Below are 18122 nucleotides of genomic sequence, written 5' to 3' on the forward strand. Positions count from 1 at the left end.
ATGTGCGCAGATCTCCCGTCGGGCACGGGCCCGGCCGAGGTGAGAGATGGGCGTTCGGCCGCCTAGGATGTGCGGCATGCCAGAAATCACCCGCGACGAGGTCGCGCACCTGGCCGACCTCGCCCGCATCGACCTCAGCGACGCCGAGCTCGATCACCTTGCCCCGCAGCTGCAGGTGATCCTCGAGTCCGTCGCCTCGATCCAGGGGCTTGCCGGCGACGACGTGCCTGCCACCTCCCACCCGCTTCCGATGACCAACGTCTTCCGTGAGGACGTCGTCGTGCCCGGCCTGACGCCGGAGCAGGCGCTCTCCGGTGCGCCCGCCGTCGAGGAGCAGCGATTCTCGGTGCCGCGGATCCTGGGGGACGAGCAGTGAGCATCATCGAGAAGACCGCCGCCGAGCTGATCGACGCGCTCGCCGCGGGCGAGACCACCTCGGTCGAGCTGACCCAGGCCCACCTCGACCGGATCGCCGCGGTCGACGGCGACGTGCACGCCTTCTTGCACATCGACGCCGAGGGTGCGCTGAGCCAGGCCGCCGCCTCCGACGCGCGCCGGGCAGACGGCAACGCGCTGCATGCTCTCGATGGCGTACCGATCGCGGTCAAGGACGTGCTGACCACCACCGGCCTGCCGACGACCTGCGGCTCCAAGATCCTCGAGGGCTGGATCCCGCCCTACGACGCGACCGTGGTCAAGAAGATCAAGGCCGCCGGTCTGCCGATTCTGGGCAAGACCAACATGGACGAGTTCGCGATGGGCTCCTCCACCGAGCACTCCGCCTACGGCCCGACGAAGAACCCGTGGAAGCTCGACCGGATCCCCGGCGGATCCGGTGGTGGCTCGGCCGCAGCCGTCGCCGCCTTCGAGGCCCCGCTGGCCCTCGGCACCGACACCGGTGGCTCGATCCGCCAGCCGGGCGCGGTCACCGGCACCGTCGGCGTGAAGCCGACCTACGGTTCCGTCTCCCGCTACGGCTTGGTCGCCCTGGCCAACTCGCTGGACCAGGTCGGTCCGGTGACCCGCACCGTCCTCGACTCGGCGCTCCTGCACGAGCTCATCGGCGGCCACGACCCGCTCGACTCGACCTCGACGACGACCCCGGTGACCGGGCTGGTCGACGCGGCCCGTGCCGGCGCGACCGGCGACCTGAAGGGCGTCAAGGTCGGCGTCATCAAGGAGCTGGCCGGTGAGGGCTGGGCGCCCGACGTGATGGCCAAGTTCAACGAGTCGGTCGACCTGCTCACCAAGCTGGGTGCCGACGTCGTCGAGGTCTCCACCCCGAGCTTCGAGCACGCGATGGCGGCCTACTACCTGATCCTGCCGGCGGAGTGCTCCTCCAACCTGGCCAAGTTCGACGCGATGCGTTACGGCCTGCGGGTCACCCCCGACGGCGACCCGAGCGCCGAGGACGTCATGAAGGCGTCGCGTGACGCCGGCTTCGGTGACGAGGTCAAGCGCCGCATCATCCTCGGCACCTACGCCCTGAGCAGCGGCTACTACGACGCCTACTACGGCCAGGCGCAGAAGATCCGCACCCTGATCATCGAGGACTTCAAGAAGGCCTTCGAGCAGGTCGACGTGCTGGTCTCGCCGACGTCCCCGTCGACCGCGTTCCCGCTGGGGGCGAAGCTCGACGACCCGCTGGCCATGTACATGCAGGACCTGGCCACCATCCCGGCCAACCTGGCCGGCACGCCCGGAATCTCCATCCCGGCCGGGGTCTCCGACGTGGATGGGCTGCCCGTCGGCGTACAGCTCCTGGCTCCGGTCCTGGAGGACGCCCGTCTCTACCGCGTCGGTGCCGCCCTCGAGGCCGCCATCGGTCCGGTGCTCTCGATCGACAAGCTGGAGGTGGCCCGATGAGCGAGACTCTTGTGGCATTCGACGAGGTGCTGGAGCGCTACGACCCGGCCTTCGGGCTCGAGGTACACGTCGAGCTCAACACCAACACCAAGATGTTCTGCGGCTGTCCGGCGACGTTCGGCGGCGAGCCCAACTCCCAGGTCTGCCCGACCTGCCTCGGCCTGCCCGGCTCGATGCCGGTCGTGAACGCCAAGGCCGTGGAGAGCGCGATCCGGATCGGCCTCGCGCTCAACGGGTCGATCGCGGAGTGGTGCCGGTTCGCCCGGAAGAACTACTTCTACCCGGACATGCCGAAGAACTTCCAGACCTCGCAGTACGACGAGCCGATCGTCTACGACGGCTACCTCGACGTCGAGGTCGAGGGGGAGACCTACCGGGTCGAGATCGAGCGCGCCCACATGGAGGAGGACACCGGCAAGACCACCCACATCGGTGGCGCGACCGGCCGCATCCACGGCGCCGACTACTCGCTGGTCGACTACAACCGTGCGGGCATCCCCCTGATCGAGATCGTCACCCGTCCGATCATCGGCACCGGCGCCAAGGCGCCGCTGGTGGCGAAGGCCTACGTCGCCGCGCTGCGCGAGATCCTGCTGGGCCTCGGCGTCTCCGACGTACGCATGGACCAGGGCTCGATGCGCTGCGACGTCAACCTCTCGCTGTCCCCGAAGGACTCCGGCGAGCTCGGCACCCGCACCGAGACGAAGAACGTCAACTCGCTGCGCTCGGTCGAGCGGGCCGTACGTTTCGAGATGTCGCGCCACGCCGGGATCCTCGACGCGGGGGAGGCGATCTTCCAGGAGACCCGCCACTTCCACGAGGACACCGGCACCACCTCGGCCGGACGGCCGAAGTCGGACGCCGACGACTACCGCTACTTCCCCGAGCCCGACCTGGTGCCCGTTGCTCCGGCCCGGGAGTGGGTCGAGGAGCTGCGGGCGAGCCTGCCGGAGCGCACCGCCGACAAGCGGGCCCGCCTGCAGGTCGAGTGGGGCTACTCCGAGCTGGAGATGCGGGACGTCTGGGCTGCCGGCGCCCTGTCGCTGATCGAGGCGACGGTCGCCGAAGGAGCCTCCGCGCAGGCCGCTCGTAAGTGGTGGATGGCCGAGCTCTCGCGCAGCGCCAACGACCGTGGCGTCGAGCTCGCCGAGCTCGGTGTCACCCCGGTGCAGGTCGCCGAGGTGCAGAAGCTGGTCGACGGCGGTTCGCTGACCGACAAGCTCGCCCGCCAGGTCTTCGAGGGTCTGCTCGCGGGTGAGGGCACGGTCGCCGAGATCATCGACGCCCGTGGTCTCGCCGTGGTCTCCGACGACGGCGCCCTCGGTGCCGCCGTCGATGAGGCCATCGCCGCCCAGCCCGCCGTAGCCGACAAGATCCGCGGCGGCAACCAGGCCGCGGCCGGTGCGCTCATCGGCGCGGTGATGAAGTCGACCGGCGGCAAGGCCGACGCCAAGCGCGTCCGCGAGCTGATCCTGGAGAAGCTCGCCTGAACCCACGCCGAGTCGGCTCGTCCTGACAACAAAGCCCGCCGAGTCGGCGCGTCATGACGCGCCGACTCGGCGGTCGTTTTGGTCAGGATGAGCCGACTCGACGCAAGGTGTGACGGCCAGGACCGACAGCGGGCATTGACTGGGCGTATCGGTTTGCGACAACCTGCGTCGGCGGGTTGTCGTGCCCCAGAATCGAGTTACTACGACCGCGCTGCTTGTGACGGCCGAGTTTGGCGGGAGACCAGTTGGGCAAGACGAAGCGTCGAAGGTCTCGGCGTCGCCGCGGCGCGCCCACAGGTTTGCGGATCGACTACCGCCCAGACCGCACTAAGACGAGCGGTACGGCGAGGCGTACTGGCCCGAGGACGAGGAGACCCGGTGCAGCGGAGGGCACATTTGTACGCTGGGTCAACAGCAGACCTGTCGTCACCACGATCCTGCTTCTCGCCGCGGTTGTTTGCTGCGGCGGCGTGCTCATTACTCACTCCGAGACCACTGCGCTGCGGGAACGCGGTGTGCGGACAACAGCCGAGGTGGTCGATGTCCATGAGGCATCGGGGCGCTATTCGACGAGTTATGTGACCGTGGCTTTTGAGGACCGCCAAGGCACGATGACCGAGGTCCGGATCTCTTCGTACACGTGGGACGATCCAGCGCCCGGAGACAGTGTCGAGGTGCTTTTCGACCCCAAGAGCCCACACAGCGCAGTCGGCGCGGACATCGAGCCTGATTATGTGGTGACGTGGCTCTTCGGTATCGGTGGGCTGCTGGCAGTCGTTGGTAGCTGGGCGACGTGGACCGGCCGTATCGACTGGCTCAAGCCCTCGCGGCGGCGTAACCGATAGTCTCACTCGGACTGTCGATGCTGAGGAGCACCATGACCGAGCCGTTTCGTATCGCCCTGCTGATCGACGCTGACAACGCGCCTGCCTCGAAGATCGACGACATCTTGAACGACCTGGCCGAGTACGGCGAGGTGACGATCCGGCGGGCCTACGGCAACTGGACCAAGTCCGAGCTCAAGGGCTGGATCGAGGAGCTGCACGACGCCGCGATCAGGCCGATGCAGCAGTTCGACCTGACCGCGCACAAGAACGCCTCCGACATGGCGCTCGCGATCGACGCGGTCGAGCTGCTGCATGCGGCGGTCCCGGACGCGTTCGCGCTGGTCTCCTCCGACTCCGATTTCACGCCGCTCGTGCACTATCTGCGGGAGAAGGGCCGCGCGGTCTACGGCTACGGCCGGGAGAAGACGCCAGCGCCGTTCAAGAGCGCCTGTACCCGGTTCACCGTGGTGGAGAAGCTCGGCGGCTCCGAGGAGGAGGCCGAGGCCGACACCGAGGCCGGCGCCACGCCCGCCCGCAAGCCGTCCTCCTCGGCGACTTCGGGACAACTCTTGAAGCGCAACGCCCGGCTGATCCAGCTGCTGCGCAACTCCATCGCGGCGGCCGCCGACGACGACGGCTGGGCCCTGGTCGGCACGGTCGTCTCGCGCATCCGCAACCAGTCCTCCGAGGACCCTCGCAACTACGGGTACGCCACCTGGACCAAGCTGATCAAGGCGATCGACCTCTTCGAGCTCAAGGACGAGGGCACCTCGGCGATCGCGGTCAGCGACAAGCGCACCAAGAAGTGACGTACGTCTGCTAGGACGCGTCCGCGGTGCGGTCCTGGCTGCTCGCCTTCTTCGGGCGGGTGCAGTCGATCCCCTTGGGCACCGACCCGTTGAGGTGCTTCAGTGCGGCCTTGAAGTCGCGGCAGCGCTCGGTGTCCTCCTCCTTGCTGTACGGATACCCGATCGCCGCGTTGACCCCGCCCATGTCGAGGGCGTCGGCGAGCGGGTTGATGTCGCGGGCGACGGTCCAGTACCACCGCGAGATCGGCGCGCTGTGGTCCAGTGACCTGGCCAGCTCGGGGCGGCGGCGCAGGTCGATCCCGAGGTAGGTGCCGGCGTCGGTGTAGTTGGCCTCGCCGGTCAGCTGGATGTAGCCACGGCCGGCGTACTTCCGCTTGTCGCGGCCCTTGGCGTCGTGGTGGAAGGAGCTCTCGTGGGCAAGCGTGGTCAGGTAGGCCGCCTGCCGGTAGGGGGTCGTGATCCGGGCGTCGGACATGGCGCGGTTGAGGGTCGGCAGCCCGGTCTCGACGGTCTTCCTGTCGCCGACCCTGTCGCCGAACATGGCGACCAGATCTGCGTACGTGACCGAGGTCCGAGCCGGTTCCGCGACCGCTGTCGTGGTCGGGCAGAGAGTGAGAAGGGTGGCCGAGATCGATACTGCGACAAGGCCGAGAATCCTGTGGCGCATGGGGACAGAGTGACTGCTCGTCGGCGATCCGGCAAGAGGCGACCGCCCGGCATAGGATGGGGCGTCTCAATCAACACACGCCGTGGTGGGGGAAGCCGGTCGAATCCCGGCGCTGACCCGCAACCGTAGGCCCAGGACCCGAGAGTGTCCTGGGCGAGCCGGAGCACCTGCCGACGGACGCGTACTGACCTGACGCTGTCGTGGAACGCAGCGGGTCGGCCCTGGGCCTTCCCGACGAACAGCGCGGAAGGAACCATGAAGAAGACCGTCCTCGGTGGCATCGCCGCCGCTCTCGCCCTCACCTCGCTCGCCGGCTGTGGCGAGAAAGCCATCGAGGAGGGGGAGAAGTCCACCTACGACGCCAAGGTGTCGACCTCGGTGGCCGACTGGCTCGTGGCCCAGGCGCCGGAGGGTGTGGCCCACAACGCGCAGTACGGCACCGACGACTTCGGGCTCAGCGCCGACATCGGGATCGCGCTGGCAGAGGTCGGCGGCTACGACGAGGAGCTCTCCACGATCGCCTCGGCCGTGATGGCGAACAAGAAGGCCTACACCTCACCCGGGTTCGGCACCGTCACCTCGGCCGGGTCCACCGCGAAGGCGCTGGTCCTCCAGCAGAACGTGGATGCCTCCGACCCCGGTCTGCTGAAGCAGCTCGAGGGCACCGTCGCCGCCAACGGCCGCATCGCCGACAAGCTCGACCCCAAGAACAAGGAGGCGGCCGACTACTCCAACACCATCGGACAGTCGTACGCCGTGTGGGCGCTGAACAACGCCGAGAGCAAGAAGGCCGCGGCCGCGACGGAGTTCCTGGCCGGGCAGCAGTGCGAGGAGGGGTGGTTCCGGGTCACCTTCGCCGCCGACCCCGCCGCCGCTGACCAGACCTGCGACGCCGACCCGAAGGCCGTCCCGGACGCCGACGCCACCGCGTTCGCGCTGATCGCCCTCTCCGGTGTGGCCTCGCCTGAGGCGGAGAAGGCCGTCGAGACAGGCGTGGAGTGGCTGAAGGAGACCCAGGCGAAGGACGGCTCGTTCAAGGCGGCGACCGGCAACATCGCCAACTCCAACACCACCGGCCTGGCCGGGTGGGCGTTCGGGCGTGCCGGTGAGACCGATGCCGCGGAGAAGGCGGCGACCTGGGTCGCCGACCACGTCGTGACCTGCGGCGACGACGCCGGCGCGGTCGCTTACGACGACGCCGCGCTGACCGAGGGCAACACCAAGGGGCTGACCAAGGAGTCCGAGGGGATGTATCGCCTCGCGGCCGCTCAGGCGCTGCCGTCGCTGGTCTTCCTGCCCAAGGACGCGACCGCGAAGAGCTCGTGCTGATCCTGCGGTCCTCGTTGGTGGCCCTGGCGATCCTTGCCGGGGCCACCGCACCCGTCCTCACCCTCGCCTCCGCATCGTCCGCGGCCGAGGGGTGCGACGGCGTCACCGTCGTCGTCGAGCCCAACGCCCTGGGCGGCAACCCCGAGGTCACCTGTGTCCAGCCGGGGGAGGGCGACACCGGCGCCGATCTCTTCGAGAAGGCGGGACATCCGCTCACCTATGTGACCTCGATGCCCAGCGTCGTATGTCGCGTCGATGAGCGGCCGAAATCCGCCGGTTGCGCCCAGATGCCGCCTGCCGACGCTTACTGGTCGCTGTGGATCACCGACGATTCGGGGGCCTGGAGCTACGCCTCCAGAAATGTTACCGAAATCAGCGTGACCTCCGGGCAGGGTGTTGCGTTCACGTGGATAGACGACGATGTCGTTACCGCTCCGGCGACGGAGCTTGGGGATGCTGTGGGGGCGCCCTCAAGCCCGTCGCCGGAGTTATCTCCGGAGGAATCGACGGATCCGGACTCCGGGCCTGAGCATCTGCCCGCCTGGGTCGCGCCCGCGGGGATCCTCGCACTCTTCACCCTCGCCGGCGCCGTGTGGTGGCGTCGGCGATGAGCGCCATATTTCGTGCGGCCGCGGTCGCGTACCTGCCCCGAGATCTGCACCCCGTCGCCTGGTGGGTGTGGGCGATCGGCATGGCTGCGTACGCCTCCTTCACCACCAACCCGTTGCTGCTCCTGCTCGTGGTGGGGGTGGTGTCGGTCGTGGTCGCCGCGCGCCGCGGTGAGCAGCCGTGGGCGAAGGCGTTCCGGCTCTACGTCGGCCTCGCGGTGTTCATCGTCGTGACCCGGGTGCTCTTCCGGGTGCTCCTGGGTGCCGTGCCGGGTCACGTGCTCCTCGACCTGCCCGAGGTCCCGCTCCCGGAGTGGGTGCTGGGGATCCGGCTGCTCGGGCCGCTCACCCGGGAGGCGCTGCTGGCCGGCCTCTACGACGGGCTGCGGCTGGGTGTCATCGTGACCTGCGTCGGCGCGGCCAACGCACTGGCGAACCCGAAGCGGCTGCTGCGCTCGCTTCCGCCGGCGCTCTACGAGATCGGCACAGCTGTCGTGGTCGCCGTGACGGTGCTGCCGCAGCTGGCCGAGTCGGTGCAGCGGGTACGTGCCGCGCAACGGCTGCGCGCCGGTGCGACCGGGAAGGTCAAGCGGCTGCGCCGCTTCCTGGTGCCGGTGCTCGAGGACGCCCTGGAGCGGTCGATGGCGCTGGCCGCGGGGATGGACACGCGCGGCTACGGGCGTACGGCCGGCGTCCCGGTCGCCACCCGGCGGATCACCTCGGTGCTCATGCTGGTCTCGCTCGTCGGGCTCTGCGCCGGTGTCTACGCGGTGCTGGACGGCACCACGCCTGGCTGGCTGGCCGTCACCATGCTGAGCCTGGGCGTCGGCACCGCGGCCGGAGGGCTGGCGCTCGCCGGCCGCCGCGTGACGCGGACCGTCTACCGGCCCGACCGATGGCGCTGGCCCGAGGCCGTGGTGGCAACGAGCGGGATCGTGGTCGTCGCCGTGGGCTGGTGGGTAGCCCGCGACCAGGTCCCGGTCGCCTTTCCAGGAGTGAGCACCGTCCCGCCCGTCACGCTGAGCGCCATGCTGGGTGTGCTCGTCGGGCTGGTCCCGGCCGTCGCCGCCCCGCCACCGGCTTCATCGCTCGTCCACGAGGAGGCAGTCGCATGATCGACCTGCGAGGCATCACGTTCACCCCGCCGGACTCCTCCGAACACGTGCTCAAGGACGTCGACCTCACCATCGAGGAGGGCGAGCTGCTGCTCGTCTCCGGCCCGACCGGCTCGGGGAAGTCGACGCTGCTCGGTGTGCTCGCCGGCCTGGTGCCGCGCTTCTCCGGCGGCGTGCTCGACGGTGACGTGCTGCTGGACGGGACCTCGATCGTCCACAGCCCGCCGCGCGAGCGCGCCGGGATCATCGGCTACGTCGGGCAGGACCCGGTGGCCGGGTTCGTCACCGACACGGTCGAGGAGGAGCTCGCCTACGGGATGGAGCAGCTCGGCCTCCCGCCGGCGACCATGCGGCGCCGGGTGGAGGAGACCCTCGACCTGCTCGGCATCGCCGAGCTCCGACAGCGGTCGCTGCGTACGCTCTCGGGAGGGCAGCAGCAGCGCGTCGCGATCGGCTCGGTGCTCACCACCCACCCCCGCGTCGTCGTGCTCGACGAGCCGACCTCCGCCCTCGACCCCACCGCCGCCGAGGACGTGCTCGCCACCATCACCCGGCTGGTGCACGACCTCGGCACCTCCGTCGTGCTCGCCGAGCACCGCCTGGAGCGGGTCGTGCCGTTCGCCGATCGCATCGCGCTCCTCGTCGGCGACGGCTCCGTCGCCGTCGGCGACCCTGCCGAGGTCCTGGAGACCTCGCCCATCGCGCCGCCGCTCGTCGAGCTCGGCCGCGAGCTCGGCTGGTCCCCGCTGCCGCTGACGGTGCGGGATGCGAAACGGAAGGCGCGCGGCGTGTTGCTTGCTGACCGTGTTGGTCTCGACACGCTCGCTAGCGCTCGCGGCTCGACCGACGGGGCTGCCGGTCGAGCCGCCGGAGCCGCTAGGCGGAGGCGTGTCGAGACCAACACAGTCGCGTTGAGCGCCGACGCGGTCACGGTCACCCGAGGACGTACGCCGGTCCTGCACGACGTCTCGATAAAGCTGCCCGCGGGGCGGGTGACGGCGCTGATGGGACGCAACGGCTCGGGCAAGTCGACGCTGCTGTGGACGCTGCAGGGGACCCAGAAACGGCTGGCCGGGTCGGTCGCCGTGGACGGCAGGGATCCGGCGGCCCTCGACCCTGCCGCCCGCCGAGAGCTCGTCGGACTGCTGCCGCAGACCGCGGCCGATCTGCTCTACCTGGAGACGGTGGCCGAGGAGTGCGACGCCGGCGGGCCGCGGACCAGGGAGATCCTGGACAGCCTCGTTCCGGGCATCCCCGACGACCAGCACCCACGCGACCTCTCCGAAGGCCAGCGCCTGGCTCTGGCACTGTCGCTGATCCTGAGCGCCGACCCGCCGGTCGTGCTCCTCGACGAGCCGACCCGCGGCCTCGACTACGCCGCCAAGCACGCGCTCTCGGAGATCCTGCGCGACCTCACCGGAGCCGGTAAGGCGGTCCTGGTGGCGACCCACGACGTCGAGTTCGTCGCCGAGGCGGCGGACGACGTGGTGGTGCTCGCCGACGGCGAGGTGGTCTCCGCCGGTGACGTACGCACCGTCACGGCCGAGTCGCCCGCGTTCGCGCCCCAGGTGAGCAAGGTCTTCGGCCCGGGCCGGCTGACCGTACGCGAGATCGTCGAGGCGGTGGGCGAGGGATGATCAGGTTCTCGCCCCGCACGGCGGTCCTGCTCGCGATCATCTCCGTGGCCGGGCTGATGATGTTCTGCTGGCCGCTGCTGCTCCACGGCTACGACCGGGTGCAGCCGCCGTTCATCTTCCTGGCTCTGCTGCCGCTGATGCTGGTGGTGCTGTTGAGTGAGCTCTCCACGGGCGGCATCGACACCCGGATGATCGCGGTCCTGGGCGTGCTCAGCGCGATCGAGGCCGTCCTGCGGGCCGTCTCGGCCGGCACCGGCGGGGTGGAGCTGGTCTTCTTCATGCTCATCCTCGGCGGCCGGGTCTTCGGCCCGGCTTTCGGGTTCGTCCTCGGCTGCACCGGCCTGTTCGTCGCCGCGCTCGTGACCGCCGGCGTCGGACCGTGGCTGCCCTACCAGATGCTCGGCGCCGCCTGGGTGGCGATGGGGGCCGGGTTCCTGCCGCGCGCGAGCGGCCGCCGGGAGATCGGGATGCTGGCGGCGTACGGGGTCTTCGCCTCCTACGCCTACGGGCTCCTCCTCAACCTGCAGGGCTGGCCGCTGCTCACCGGTGTCACGGTGCCCGGCGCGAGCGGCAACCTCTCCTACGATCCCGGTGCCCCGGTCGGCGAGAACCTGGCGACGTTCCTGCGCTACACCCTGATCACCTCGACCAGCAGCTGGGACACCGTGCGCGCGATCACCACCGCCGTCGCCATCGCCCTGCTCGGGCCCGCCGTGCTCGCCACCCTGCGCCGCGTCGCCAGGCGGGCCACGGTCACCGGAATGGTGGTTGCGACGAGCTCCACCACCGACCAGGTCAGACGTGCTGGTGCTCGGCGACCCGGGTGAGAAAGGCGAGCAGCAGCTGGTGGACCCGGTCGGGCTGCTCCATCTGCACGAAGTGGGTGCCCTCGAGCTCGACGAAGGTGCCGTTCTTGACCCCGGCGGCGACCCGCGACATGTGGCGCGAACCGGCGATGAGGTCGCGGGTGCCCGCGACCAGCACGACCGGCACCTTGATCCGGCGCAGCGAGACCGAACGACGCTGCGAGGTGCGCAGCGCGAGGTGGAAGTACCACTCGACCGGAGTGGTCAGGAACTCGGCCAGCGCGGCCGCGGCGAGCTCGGGATCCGGGACCTTGCCGATCAGGCCGGCCCTGGAGAACACCTCGATCGCCCGCGGACCGAGGTCCAGGCGCGTCGCCACGGGAGTGATCAGGGAGCCGGTGCGACGCAGCACCCTCGAGGCCGTGCGGGTCACGATCGCGGCCGCCGGGGCGGGCATCCGCAGCGGCCCCAGCATCGACTTGAACGTGTCACCGGGCACGCCGGCGACACCGAAGACGCCGGAGACCCGCTCGGGGTGGTCCGCGGCCAGCTCGAAGGCGGTGTTGACCCCGATCGACCAGCCCATCACGACCGGCCGGGAGAGCGCGAAGGCGTCCATCACCGACAGTGCGTCCTCGGCGAAGTGCCTCGAGGTGGTCTGCTCCGGGTCCTTCGGCCGCGCCGAGCCGGACGTGCCACGGTGTTGCCAGGAGACGACGCGTACGCCGCACGAGGTGTGCAGCAGCGCCGGCCAGTTCCACGGGCTGGTGCCGAGGCCGTTGCACAGCAGCACCGTCGGCCCCTCGATCACACCCTCGGGGTCGTTGGTCCAGGCGCGGATCAGGGTGCCGTCGTCGGAGAGCACGTCCCGGAAGGCGACGGTGGACTCGGCAACAGCCCGCGGCACACTCATGCAGACATTCTCTCCGAAGCGAGCAGCTGGAGATAGTTCTGTACGTCCTCACGCTCGGCACGCCGCAGCAGGATGGCCTCCTCGGCGGCCTTGGCGTTGTGGCGGGCGACGAGCTGGGAGGTCACCGGCCAGGCGAGCAGCAGCTGGATCGGTCGTAGGAACGGGCCGACCATTCGCCCCGCGGTGCGTGCGGCGAGGAGGGCGGCCACCTGGGCGACGGCAGCGGTGTGTACGGGGGCGGTGACGGTCGACAACGGAGCAACTCCAAGGACAGGCGGGGGACCGGGCGGCGGAGGGGGAGTTGTCACCAAACTGTAGTGACCCTGACGTTCGGAGTCAGTGACGTTCCGATGTCGCTTGTGTGAAACGCCCCACTACACCGGGGTCGACTCCGCCGGCACGTGATGCTCGGGCTTCCCGGTGCGGGTCGCCCCCGCGGAGGCGACCACGACGCAGGCGATCGCCAGCCACTGCAGGACCGAGAGCCCCTCGTGGAGGATCAGGATCGCGGCCAGAGCCCCGGCGGCCGGCTCCAGCGACATCAGGATCGCGTAGAGCCCGGACTTGATCGAACGCAGCGCGACGAGATCGAGGGAGTAGGGGATCACCGACGACATCAGGCCCACGATCAGCCCGACCAGCCACACGTGCGGCGAGCCGAGCCCGTCCGCGTACGCCATCGCCGCAGGTGTCAGCGCCACCGCCGCGACGGTGGAGGCCAGGGCGAGGCCGTCGAGCCCCTCCCAGCGGGCGCCGGTCGCCTTCGACAGCACGATGTAGGCAGCCCAGCAGACCCCCGCGAGCAGCGCGAAGAGCACGCCCACGACCGAGATCCGGCCGGGCTCGAGACCGAGCAGCACGACCCCCGCTGCCGCCAGCGCGACCCAGACCAGGTCGCGGGCCCGACGCGATGTGACCAGCGCGATCGTGAGCGGACCGATGAACTCGATGGTGACCGCGATCCCGATCGGGAGTCGGGCGAAGGACTGGTAGATGGCCCAGTTCATCAGCCCGAGCGAGGCTCCGAAGGCGACCACGACCAGCCAGTCGCGGCGCGAGAGACCGCGGACCCTGGGCCGGGTGATCGCCAGCAGGATCAGCGCGGACAGCGTCAGCCGCAGCCACACCATGGCCGTCGGGGTGACCTCGTCGAAGAGCGACTTCGCGAAGGTCGCGCCGACCTGCACCGACGCGATCCCGATCAGAACCAGAACGACCGGGTGGGCCAGCCTCGTCCGGACAGAGGAGGCTCTACCGGTTGAGAAGCGGGCGACCACCCGGTCAGTCTAGGTCCACGTAAAGACCCGCTACTGCGCCGAGTCCGTCTGCGAGACGTTGGACAGGTTGGTGGCCATGTTGGCCTCCTCCGCGAGCCGCTCGGACCCGCGCACGGAGTCGTTCGGGATCGTGGCGTGCTCGGTGTGGTCCTGCTCGTAGATCTCCGGCGGGATCGGCGGGGGCACGGTGGCGGTGATCCGCGATCCGTCGGGACGGATGCCACGGTCCGGTTCCTCGTCCACGTGGGCGCCGATCCGCGGCCCCTGGTCGGCGAGCGGCACGATGACCGGCGATCCCTTCGAGACCACGAACTCCTCCCCGCGGACGCTGATCGGGATGTCGAACTCCTCGCCCGGGGTGTCCACGACCGTGAACACGATCTGGTCCCGGGTGACGGCGACCTGCATCCGGGTCGAGTGCCACTGCACCCGGAAGACCAGCGAACCCCACTCCACCGGTAGGCGCGGGTCGAAGGAGAGCTTGCCGTCGTAGTCGCGCATCCCGCCGAAGCCGAACGCGAGCCCGCCCCACACGCCGCCGGTGGAGGCGATGTGCATGCCGTCGACGGTGTTGCCGTGCATGTTGTGGAGGTCGACGTAGAGCGCGTCGTAGAAGTAGCGCAGCGCGTCGTCCTGGTAGCCCACCTCGGCCGCCACGATCGACTGCACGACCGCCGACAGCGTCGAGTCGCCGGTGGTGATCGGGTCGTAGTACTCGAAGTCGGCCCGTTTCTCCTCGGGGGTGAACCGGTTGCCCTGCTGGAAGAGGGCGAGCACCACGTCGGTCTGCTTGAGCACCTGGAACCGGTAGATCACCAGCGGGTGGTAGTGCAGCAGCAGGGGACGTACGTCGTCGGGGGTGTTGGGCAGGTCCCACACCTCGCGGTCGAGGAAGTTGTCGTCCTGCGGGTGGATGCCGAGCCCCTCCTCGTAGGGGATGTGCATCGCGGCGGCGCAGCGACCCCACTCCTCGACCTCGTCGGGGGAGATGTCGAGCCGGCCCATGACCTGCGCGTACTCGCGCGGATGGTCCGCCCGGAGCATCTCGATGGTCTCGACGGCCTTCTCGAGGTTGTAGCGGGCCATCACGTTGGTGAACAGGTTGTTGTTGACCACCGTGGTGTACTCGTCCGGCCCGGTCACCCCGTGGATGTGGAAGGACGGCTCGCCGTTGTGGCGCCAGAAGCCGAGGTCGGCCCACATCCGCGAGGTCTCGACCAGGATGTCGACGCCCTCGCGGATGAGATAGCCGACGTCACCGGTCGCGTAGACGTACTTCATCAGCGCGAAGGCGATGTCGGCATCGATGTGCACCTGCGCGGTGCCGGCCGCGTAGTAGGCCGAGGCCTCCTGCCCGTTGATGGTGCGCCAGGCGAACAGCGCACCCTTCGCGGCCATCTCCGAGGCTCGCTGCCGGGCCGCGGGCAGCATCACCGAGCGGGCGTGCATCACGTTGCGGGCGACCTCGGGCTGGGTGTAGCAGAGGAACGGGATGACGTAGCACTCCGTGTCCCAGAAGTAGTGTCCCTCGTAGCCGGAGCCCGTGACCCCCTTCGCGGGGACGCCGAGCCCGTCGGTGCGCGCGGTCGCCTGGGCCAGCGAGAACAGGTTGAACCGGATCGCCTGCTGGGCTGCGGCGATGTCCTCGGCGTCGTCGTCCGCGGCGGCGGAGATCTCGACGTCGGCGGACGACCAGAACTCGTCGTACCAGTTGCGCTGGTCGCGCTCGAAGTGGCCGACGCCCAGCCGGATCGCCCGGTCGAGCGTACGTCCGCAGCGGTCGGCCAGCTCGCGCACCGGCACCCCGCGGGAGGTGTGGTACGTCACCGTCTTCTGCATCCGCAGCGTGCTGCCCTCGGTCGCGTCGACCCTGAAGACGGTCTTGGCCAGGTCGTCCTCGGCACGGACGACGGTCTCGACCGGGTCCGGCGTGTCGATCTGGTGGGCGGCGCTGACCGCGATCGTCATCCCCGAGTTCGCGCACCGGTAGCCGAGGGTCATCTGCTCCTCGTCGGCGACCGACATCTGCGGGAGCAGGACGCGGGTGTCGAAGGCGGAGGCCTTGCGCGGGTCCATGCCCTCGCCCAGCGCCGCCGACGGCACGTGGTACTCGTCCTTGCCGTCTTGCCGGTTGAGCAGCTGGGAGGAGATCACGATCGGCGCGGCGCCGCTGAGCATCGTGATCTCCAGGGTCTGGATCGAGAGGTGCCGCTGCGTCATCGACACCATCCGGGTCGATTTGATCGCGACCCGCTTGCCCGAGGGCGTACGCCACACCAGATGCCGGCGCAGCACACCCTCGCGGAAGTCGAGCACCCGCTCGTACTCCTCCAGGTCCGAGGTGCCGAAGGTGAGCGGCTCGTCGTCGACGTAGATCTTCATGATCTTGGCGTCGGGGGCGTTGACGATGGTCTGGCCGGTCTTGGCGAAGCCGTAGGCGTTCTCGGCATGGCGGATCGGCCAGGTCTCGTGGAACCCGTTGATGAAGGTGCCGTGCGCGTAGGTCGGGCGACCCTCCTCAGGGGTGCCGCGCATGCCGAGATAGCCGTTGGCGACGCTGAAGATCGTCTCGGTCAGACCGAGGTCGTCGGGGGAGTAGCTGGTCTCCACCAGCCGCCACGGGTCGATGGGGTAACGGGCCCGGTCCAGGGGGTTCGGGCCGACGTTGGTTCTCACTGCTGTGCTCCTTGAGCAGGGCTGTGGTGGTCAGGACTGTGTTTCATCAGGGACGAGTTCGTCGAGGTCGGATACGACAAGGTCGGCGCCTGCGGCCGTGAGGGTGTCGTGGCCGGCGCCACGGTCCACCCCGACGACGAGCGCGAAATCTCCTGCCTTGCCGGCGCGCACCCCGGAGACGGCGTCCTCGAGGACGACGGCTTCGCTCGGGGTGGCTCCGAGGACCTTACCGGCGTAGACAAACGTGTCCGGTGCAGGCTTGCCGGGCAGTCCCAGCTCATCTGCGACGGCTCCTGACACGACCGTCTCGAACCGGTCCAGCAGCCCCGCCGCCTTCAGCACGGTCGGCGCGTTGACCGACGAGGACACCACGCCGAGCCGGACGTCGAGGGTGGCGAGATGGTCCAGGAACCGCACCGAGCCGGGGTAGGCCTCCACGCCGTCGCGCTCGAGCACCAGGTTGAAGGCGTTGTTCTTCCGGTTGCCGAGTCCACAGACGGTCTCGAGCTCGGGCGCGTCGTCCGGGGTGCCCTCGGGAAGGGTGATGTCGCGGGAGGCGAGGAAGTCACGGACGCCGTCGTAGCGCGGCTTGCCGTCGACGTACGCGAAGTAGTCCTGGTCGGTGTAGGCCGGCGCCCCCGGGGTCTTCTCCTGCAGGTAGGCGTTGAACATCTCCTCCCAGGCACGCATGTGCACGACCGCGGTCGGCGTGATCACGCCGTCCAGGTCGAAGAGGATCGCGGTGAACGTCTCCCAGGCAACAGGTCTGGTCATGACTTCAGGCTAGGGGCTGGGCCGCTCAGGCCGAAGAACCCGGGTCCGCCCGATGTCGCCGACGCACGATGTTTTCCCTCGACGTCCTTTCGTCGAAATCTCCTGGCCACAGACCACGACCGGGTGGATGCTGGAGTGCATGGGTACGCAGCTGCTGGTCGGGACCCGGAAGGGTCTGTGGATAGGGCGCTCTGACGACGCCCGGCAGGACTGGGACTTCACCGGTCCGCACCATGACATGGAGGAGATCTACTCCGCCATGATCGAGCCCGGGACCGGGCGAGTCCTTGCCGGATGCTCCTCGCTGTGGCTGGGTGCGCTGGTGCGCGCCTCCGCCGACGGTGGCGAGACCTGGACCGAGACCTCGATGTCGTTCCCCGAGGACGTCGACGCGAGCCTGGCCCGGGTCTGGCAGCTCCAGCCCGGCCTCCCGGAGGGCACGATCTGGGCAGGTGTCGAGCCCGGCGCGATCTTCCGGTCCCGTGACGGCGGGGCGAGCTTCGAGCTGGAGCGCGGGCTGTGGGACCACCCGCACCGCACCGAGTGGAACGAGGGCTTCGGCGGGCAGGCGTTCCACACGATCCTGCCGCACCCGACCGACCCCGACTCGGTGACCGCGGCGATCTCGACCGGCGGCGTCTACCAGACCGCCGACGGTGGTGAGACCTGGGAGGCGCGCAACAACGGCATCATCGCCGTCTTCCTGCCCGAGGGGCAGCAGTATCCCGAGTTCGGCCAGTGCGTCCACAAGGTCGCCCGGCACGCCTCCCGCCCAGAGCGGCTCTACCTGCAGAACCACGGCGGCGTCTACCGCTCCGACGACGAGGGTGTGTCCTGGAAGTCCATCGCCGACGGGCTGCCCACCGACTTCGGCTTCGCGATGGTCGTCCACCCGAAGGAGCCCGACACGATCTTCACCTTCCCGATCGGCGCCGGCGAGTCCCGCTACCCGCCCGAGGCCAAGCCGATCGTGTGGCGCTCGCGTGACGCCGGTGACCACTGGGAGGCGCTCGACAAGGGCCTGCCCGACCACTTCTACGTCGGGGTCATGCGCGATGCGATGTGCGCCGACGACCACGAGGTGGCCGGTGTCTACTTCGGCGCCCGCAACGGCTCCGTCTGGGCCTCCGCCGACGCCGGCGAGACCTGGCGCGAGATCCTCCGCGACATCCCCGACGTGATGGTCGTCAGGGCCGCGAAGATCTGAGGCGCACGGATCCGTAGCGTGTTGCCGTCCTCGAGCGGTCGGTCGAGGCTGCACAGGCCCCTTGGTCCGGGGGCATGCTGGATGTATGGGATGCCACTGGCTCACCGCCGTGCTCGTATGC

The 18122-nt window shown here is 69.6% G+C and carries 17 protein-coding genes and 1 riboswitch; of the genes, 11 read left to right on the forward strand and 6 right to left on the reverse strand.

Annotated features, from left to right (window positions below; translation table 11 throughout):
- Positions 1-76 precede the first annotated feature (76 nt).
- The 5 genes from gatC to BLT25_RS19510 all read left to right on the forward strand — a co-directional run bounded on the left by gatC (position 77) and on the right by BLT25_RS19510 (position 4992).
- Positions 77-376 carry an Asp-tRNA(Asn)/Glu-tRNA(Gln) amidotransferase subunit GatC gene (gene gatC, locus BLT25_RS19490; protein WP_091049380.1) on the forward strand — a complete coding sequence of 100 codons (300 nt, stop codon included), beginning with the start codon at positions 77-79 and terminating at the stop codon, positions 374-376.
- Entirely contained in the window at positions 373-1866 is a 1494-nt protein-coding gene (gene gatA, locus BLT25_RS19495) for an Asp-tRNA(Asn)/Glu-tRNA(Gln) amidotransferase subunit GatA (RefSeq protein WP_091049383.1), read from the forward strand. The genes gatC and gatA overlap by 4 nt, the downstream gene beginning before the upstream one ends.
- Positions 1863-3356: an Asp-tRNA(Asn)/Glu-tRNA(Gln) amidotransferase subunit GatB gene (gene gatB / locus BLT25_RS19500; protein ID WP_091049386.1), complete on the forward strand. Its 1494-nt coding sequence runs from the start codon at positions 1863-1865 to the stop codon at positions 3354-3356. Before gatA ends, gatB begins: the two co-directional genes overlap by 4 nt.
- A gap of 299 nt (positions 3357-3655) precedes the next feature.
- On the forward strand, positions 3656-4201 hold the full coding sequence (locus BLT25_RS29980) for a DUF3592 domain-containing protein (protein ID WP_256328689.1): 546 nt from the start codon (positions 3656-3658) through the stop codon (positions 4199-4201).
- 32 nt (positions 4202-4233) lie between these two features.
- On the forward strand, positions 4234-4992 hold the full coding sequence (locus BLT25_RS19510; protein WP_091049392.1) for an NYN domain-containing protein: 759 nt from the start codon (positions 4234-4236) through the stop codon (positions 4990-4992).
- 10 nt (positions 4993-5002) lie between these two features.
- Here the strand turns inward: BLT25_RS19510 and BLT25_RS19515 are convergent, their stop codons facing one another.
- On the reverse strand, positions 5003-5659 hold the full coding sequence (locus BLT25_RS19515; RefSeq protein ID WP_091049395.1) for a glycoside hydrolase family 19 protein: 657 nt from the start codon (positions 5657-5659) through the stop codon (positions 5003-5005).
- A gap of 45 nt (positions 5660-5704) precedes the next feature.
- Positions 5705-5849, forward strand: a riboswitch (cobalamin riboswitch).
- A 65-nt stretch (positions 5850-5914) separates the two neighbouring features.
- Here BLT25_RS19515 and BLT25_RS19520 point away from each other — a divergent pair.
- The 5 genes from BLT25_RS19520 to BLT25_RS19540 are packed head-to-tail and all read left to right on the forward strand — an operon-like array spanning position 5915 to position 11175.
- Entirely contained in the window at positions 5915-6988 is a 1074-nt protein-coding gene (locus BLT25_RS19520; protein WP_091049398.1) for a prenyltransferase/squalene oxidase repeat-containing protein, read from the forward strand.
- Complete coding sequence (locus BLT25_RS19525; protein WP_091049400.1) at positions 6982-7599, forward strand: hypothetical protein; 618 nt, start codon at positions 6982-6984, stop codon at positions 7597-7599. The genes BLT25_RS19520 and BLT25_RS19525 overlap by 7 nt, the downstream gene beginning before the upstream one ends.
- The gene (locus BLT25_RS19530) at positions 7596-8711 is read left to right on the forward strand and encodes a CbiQ family ECF transporter T component (RefSeq protein WP_176884068.1); all 1116 of its coding nucleotides are present in this window, start codon (positions 7596-7598) and stop codon (positions 8709-8711) included. Before BLT25_RS19525 ends, BLT25_RS19530 begins: the two co-directional genes overlap by 4 nt.
- Positions 8708-10348 (forward strand): ABC transporter ATP-binding protein, encoded by a 1641-nt coding sequence (locus BLT25_RS19535; protein ID WP_091049402.1) that lies wholly within the window; start codon positions 8708-8710, stop codon positions 10346-10348. Before BLT25_RS19530 ends, BLT25_RS19535 begins: the two co-directional genes overlap by 4 nt.
- On the forward strand, positions 10345-11175 hold the full coding sequence (locus BLT25_RS19540; protein ID WP_091049404.1) for an ECF transporter S component: 831 nt from the start codon (positions 10345-10347) through the stop codon (positions 11173-11175). The genes BLT25_RS19535 and BLT25_RS19540 overlap by 4 nt, the downstream gene beginning before the upstream one ends.
- Here the strand turns inward: BLT25_RS19540 and BLT25_RS19545 are convergent.
- The 5 genes from BLT25_RS19545 to BLT25_RS19565 all read right to left on the reverse strand — a co-directional run bounded on the left by BLT25_RS19545 (position 11144) and on the right by BLT25_RS19565 (position 16794).
- Positions 11144-12067: an alpha/beta fold hydrolase gene (locus BLT25_RS19545; RefSeq protein ID WP_091049407.1), complete on the reverse strand. Its 924-nt coding sequence runs from the start codon at positions 12065-12067 to the stop codon at positions 11144-11146. The two genes, BLT25_RS19540 and BLT25_RS19545, sit on opposite strands and share 32 nt — an antisense overlap.
- Positions 12064-12321, reverse strand: a complete 258-nt coding sequence (locus tag BLT25_RS19550; RefSeq protein WP_091049408.1) for a hypothetical protein — start codon at positions 12319-12321, stop codon at positions 12064-12066. Before BLT25_RS19550 ends, BLT25_RS19545 begins: the two co-directional genes overlap by 4 nt.
- A gap of 120 nt (positions 12322-12441) precedes the next feature.
- Entirely contained in the window at positions 12442-13344 is a 903-nt protein-coding gene (locus tag BLT25_RS19555; RefSeq protein WP_091049411.1) for an EamA family transporter, read from the reverse strand.
- A 30-nt stretch (positions 13345-13374) separates the two neighbouring features.
- Positions 13375-16020 (reverse strand): glycoside hydrolase family 65 protein, encoded by a 2646-nt coding sequence (locus tag BLT25_RS19560; RefSeq protein ID WP_091049413.1) that lies wholly within the window; start codon positions 16018-16020, stop codon positions 13375-13377.
- 30 nt (positions 16021-16050) lie between these two features.
- A complete protein-coding gene (locus BLT25_RS19565) occupies positions 16051-16794 on the reverse strand; it encodes an HAD family hydrolase (RefSeq protein ID WP_091049415.1) in 744 nt (247 codons plus the stop codon).
- Positions 16795-16933: 139 nt separating this feature from the next.
- On the opposite strand from BLT25_RS19565, the gene BLT25_RS19570 reads away from it, so the two are divergent.
- Complete coding sequence (locus BLT25_RS19570) at positions 16934-18001, forward strand: WD40/YVTN/BNR-like repeat-containing protein (protein WP_091050075.1); 1068 nt, start codon at positions 16934-16936, stop codon at positions 17999-18001.
- The last annotated feature ends 121 nt before the right edge of the window (positions 18002-18122 follow it).

It is taken from the genome of Nocardioides sp. YR527, assembly GCF_900101045.1.
Classification (GTDB): domain Bacteria; phylum Actinomycetota; class Actinomycetes; order Propionibacteriales; family Nocardioidaceae; genus Nocardioides.

Excerpts from the sequence above, each read along its gene's own strand:
- gatC (WP_091049380.1), top strand. The coding sequence starts at position 77 with ATGCCAGAAATCACCCGCGACGAGGTCGCGCACCTGGCCGACCTCGCC.
- gatB (WP_091049386.1), top strand. The coding sequence starts at position 1,863 with ATGAGCGAGACTCTTGTGGCATTCGACGAGGTGCTGGAGCGCTACGAC.
- BLT25_RS19510 (WP_091049392.1), top strand. The coding sequence starts at position 4,234 with ATGACCGAGCCGTTTCGTATCGCCCTGCTGATCGACGCTGACAACGCG.
- BLT25_RS19515 (WP_091049395.1), bottom strand. The coding sequence starts at position 5,659 with ATGCGCCACAGGATTCTCGGCCTTGTCGCAGTATCGATCTCGGCCACC.
- BLT25_RS19520 (WP_091049398.1), top strand. The coding sequence starts at position 5,915 with ATGAAGAAGACCGTCCTCGGTGGCATCGCCGCCGCTCTCGCCCTCACC.
- BLT25_RS19530 (WP_176884068.1), top strand. The coding sequence starts at position 7,596 with ATGAGCGCCATATTTCGTGCGGCCGCGGTCGCGTACCTGCCCCGAGAT.
- BLT25_RS19535 (WP_091049402.1), top strand. The coding sequence starts at position 8,708 with ATGATCGACCTGCGAGGCATCACGTTCACCCCGCCGGACTCCTCCGAA.
- BLT25_RS19540 (WP_091049404.1), top strand. The coding sequence starts at position 10,345 with ATGATCAGGTTCTCGCCCCGCACGGCGGTCCTGCTCGCGATCATCTCC.
- BLT25_RS19545 (WP_091049407.1), bottom strand. The coding sequence starts at position 12,067 with ATGAGTGTGCCGCGGGCTGTTGCCGAGTCCACCGTCGCCTTCCGGGAC.
- BLT25_RS19565 (WP_091049415.1), bottom strand. The coding sequence starts at position 16,794 with ATGACCAGACCTGTTGCCTGGGAGACGTTCACCGCGATCCTCTTCGAC.
- BLT25_RS19570 (WP_091050075.1), top strand. The coding sequence starts at position 16,934 with ATGGGTACGCAGCTGCTGGTCGGGACCCGGAAGGGTCTGTGGATAGGG.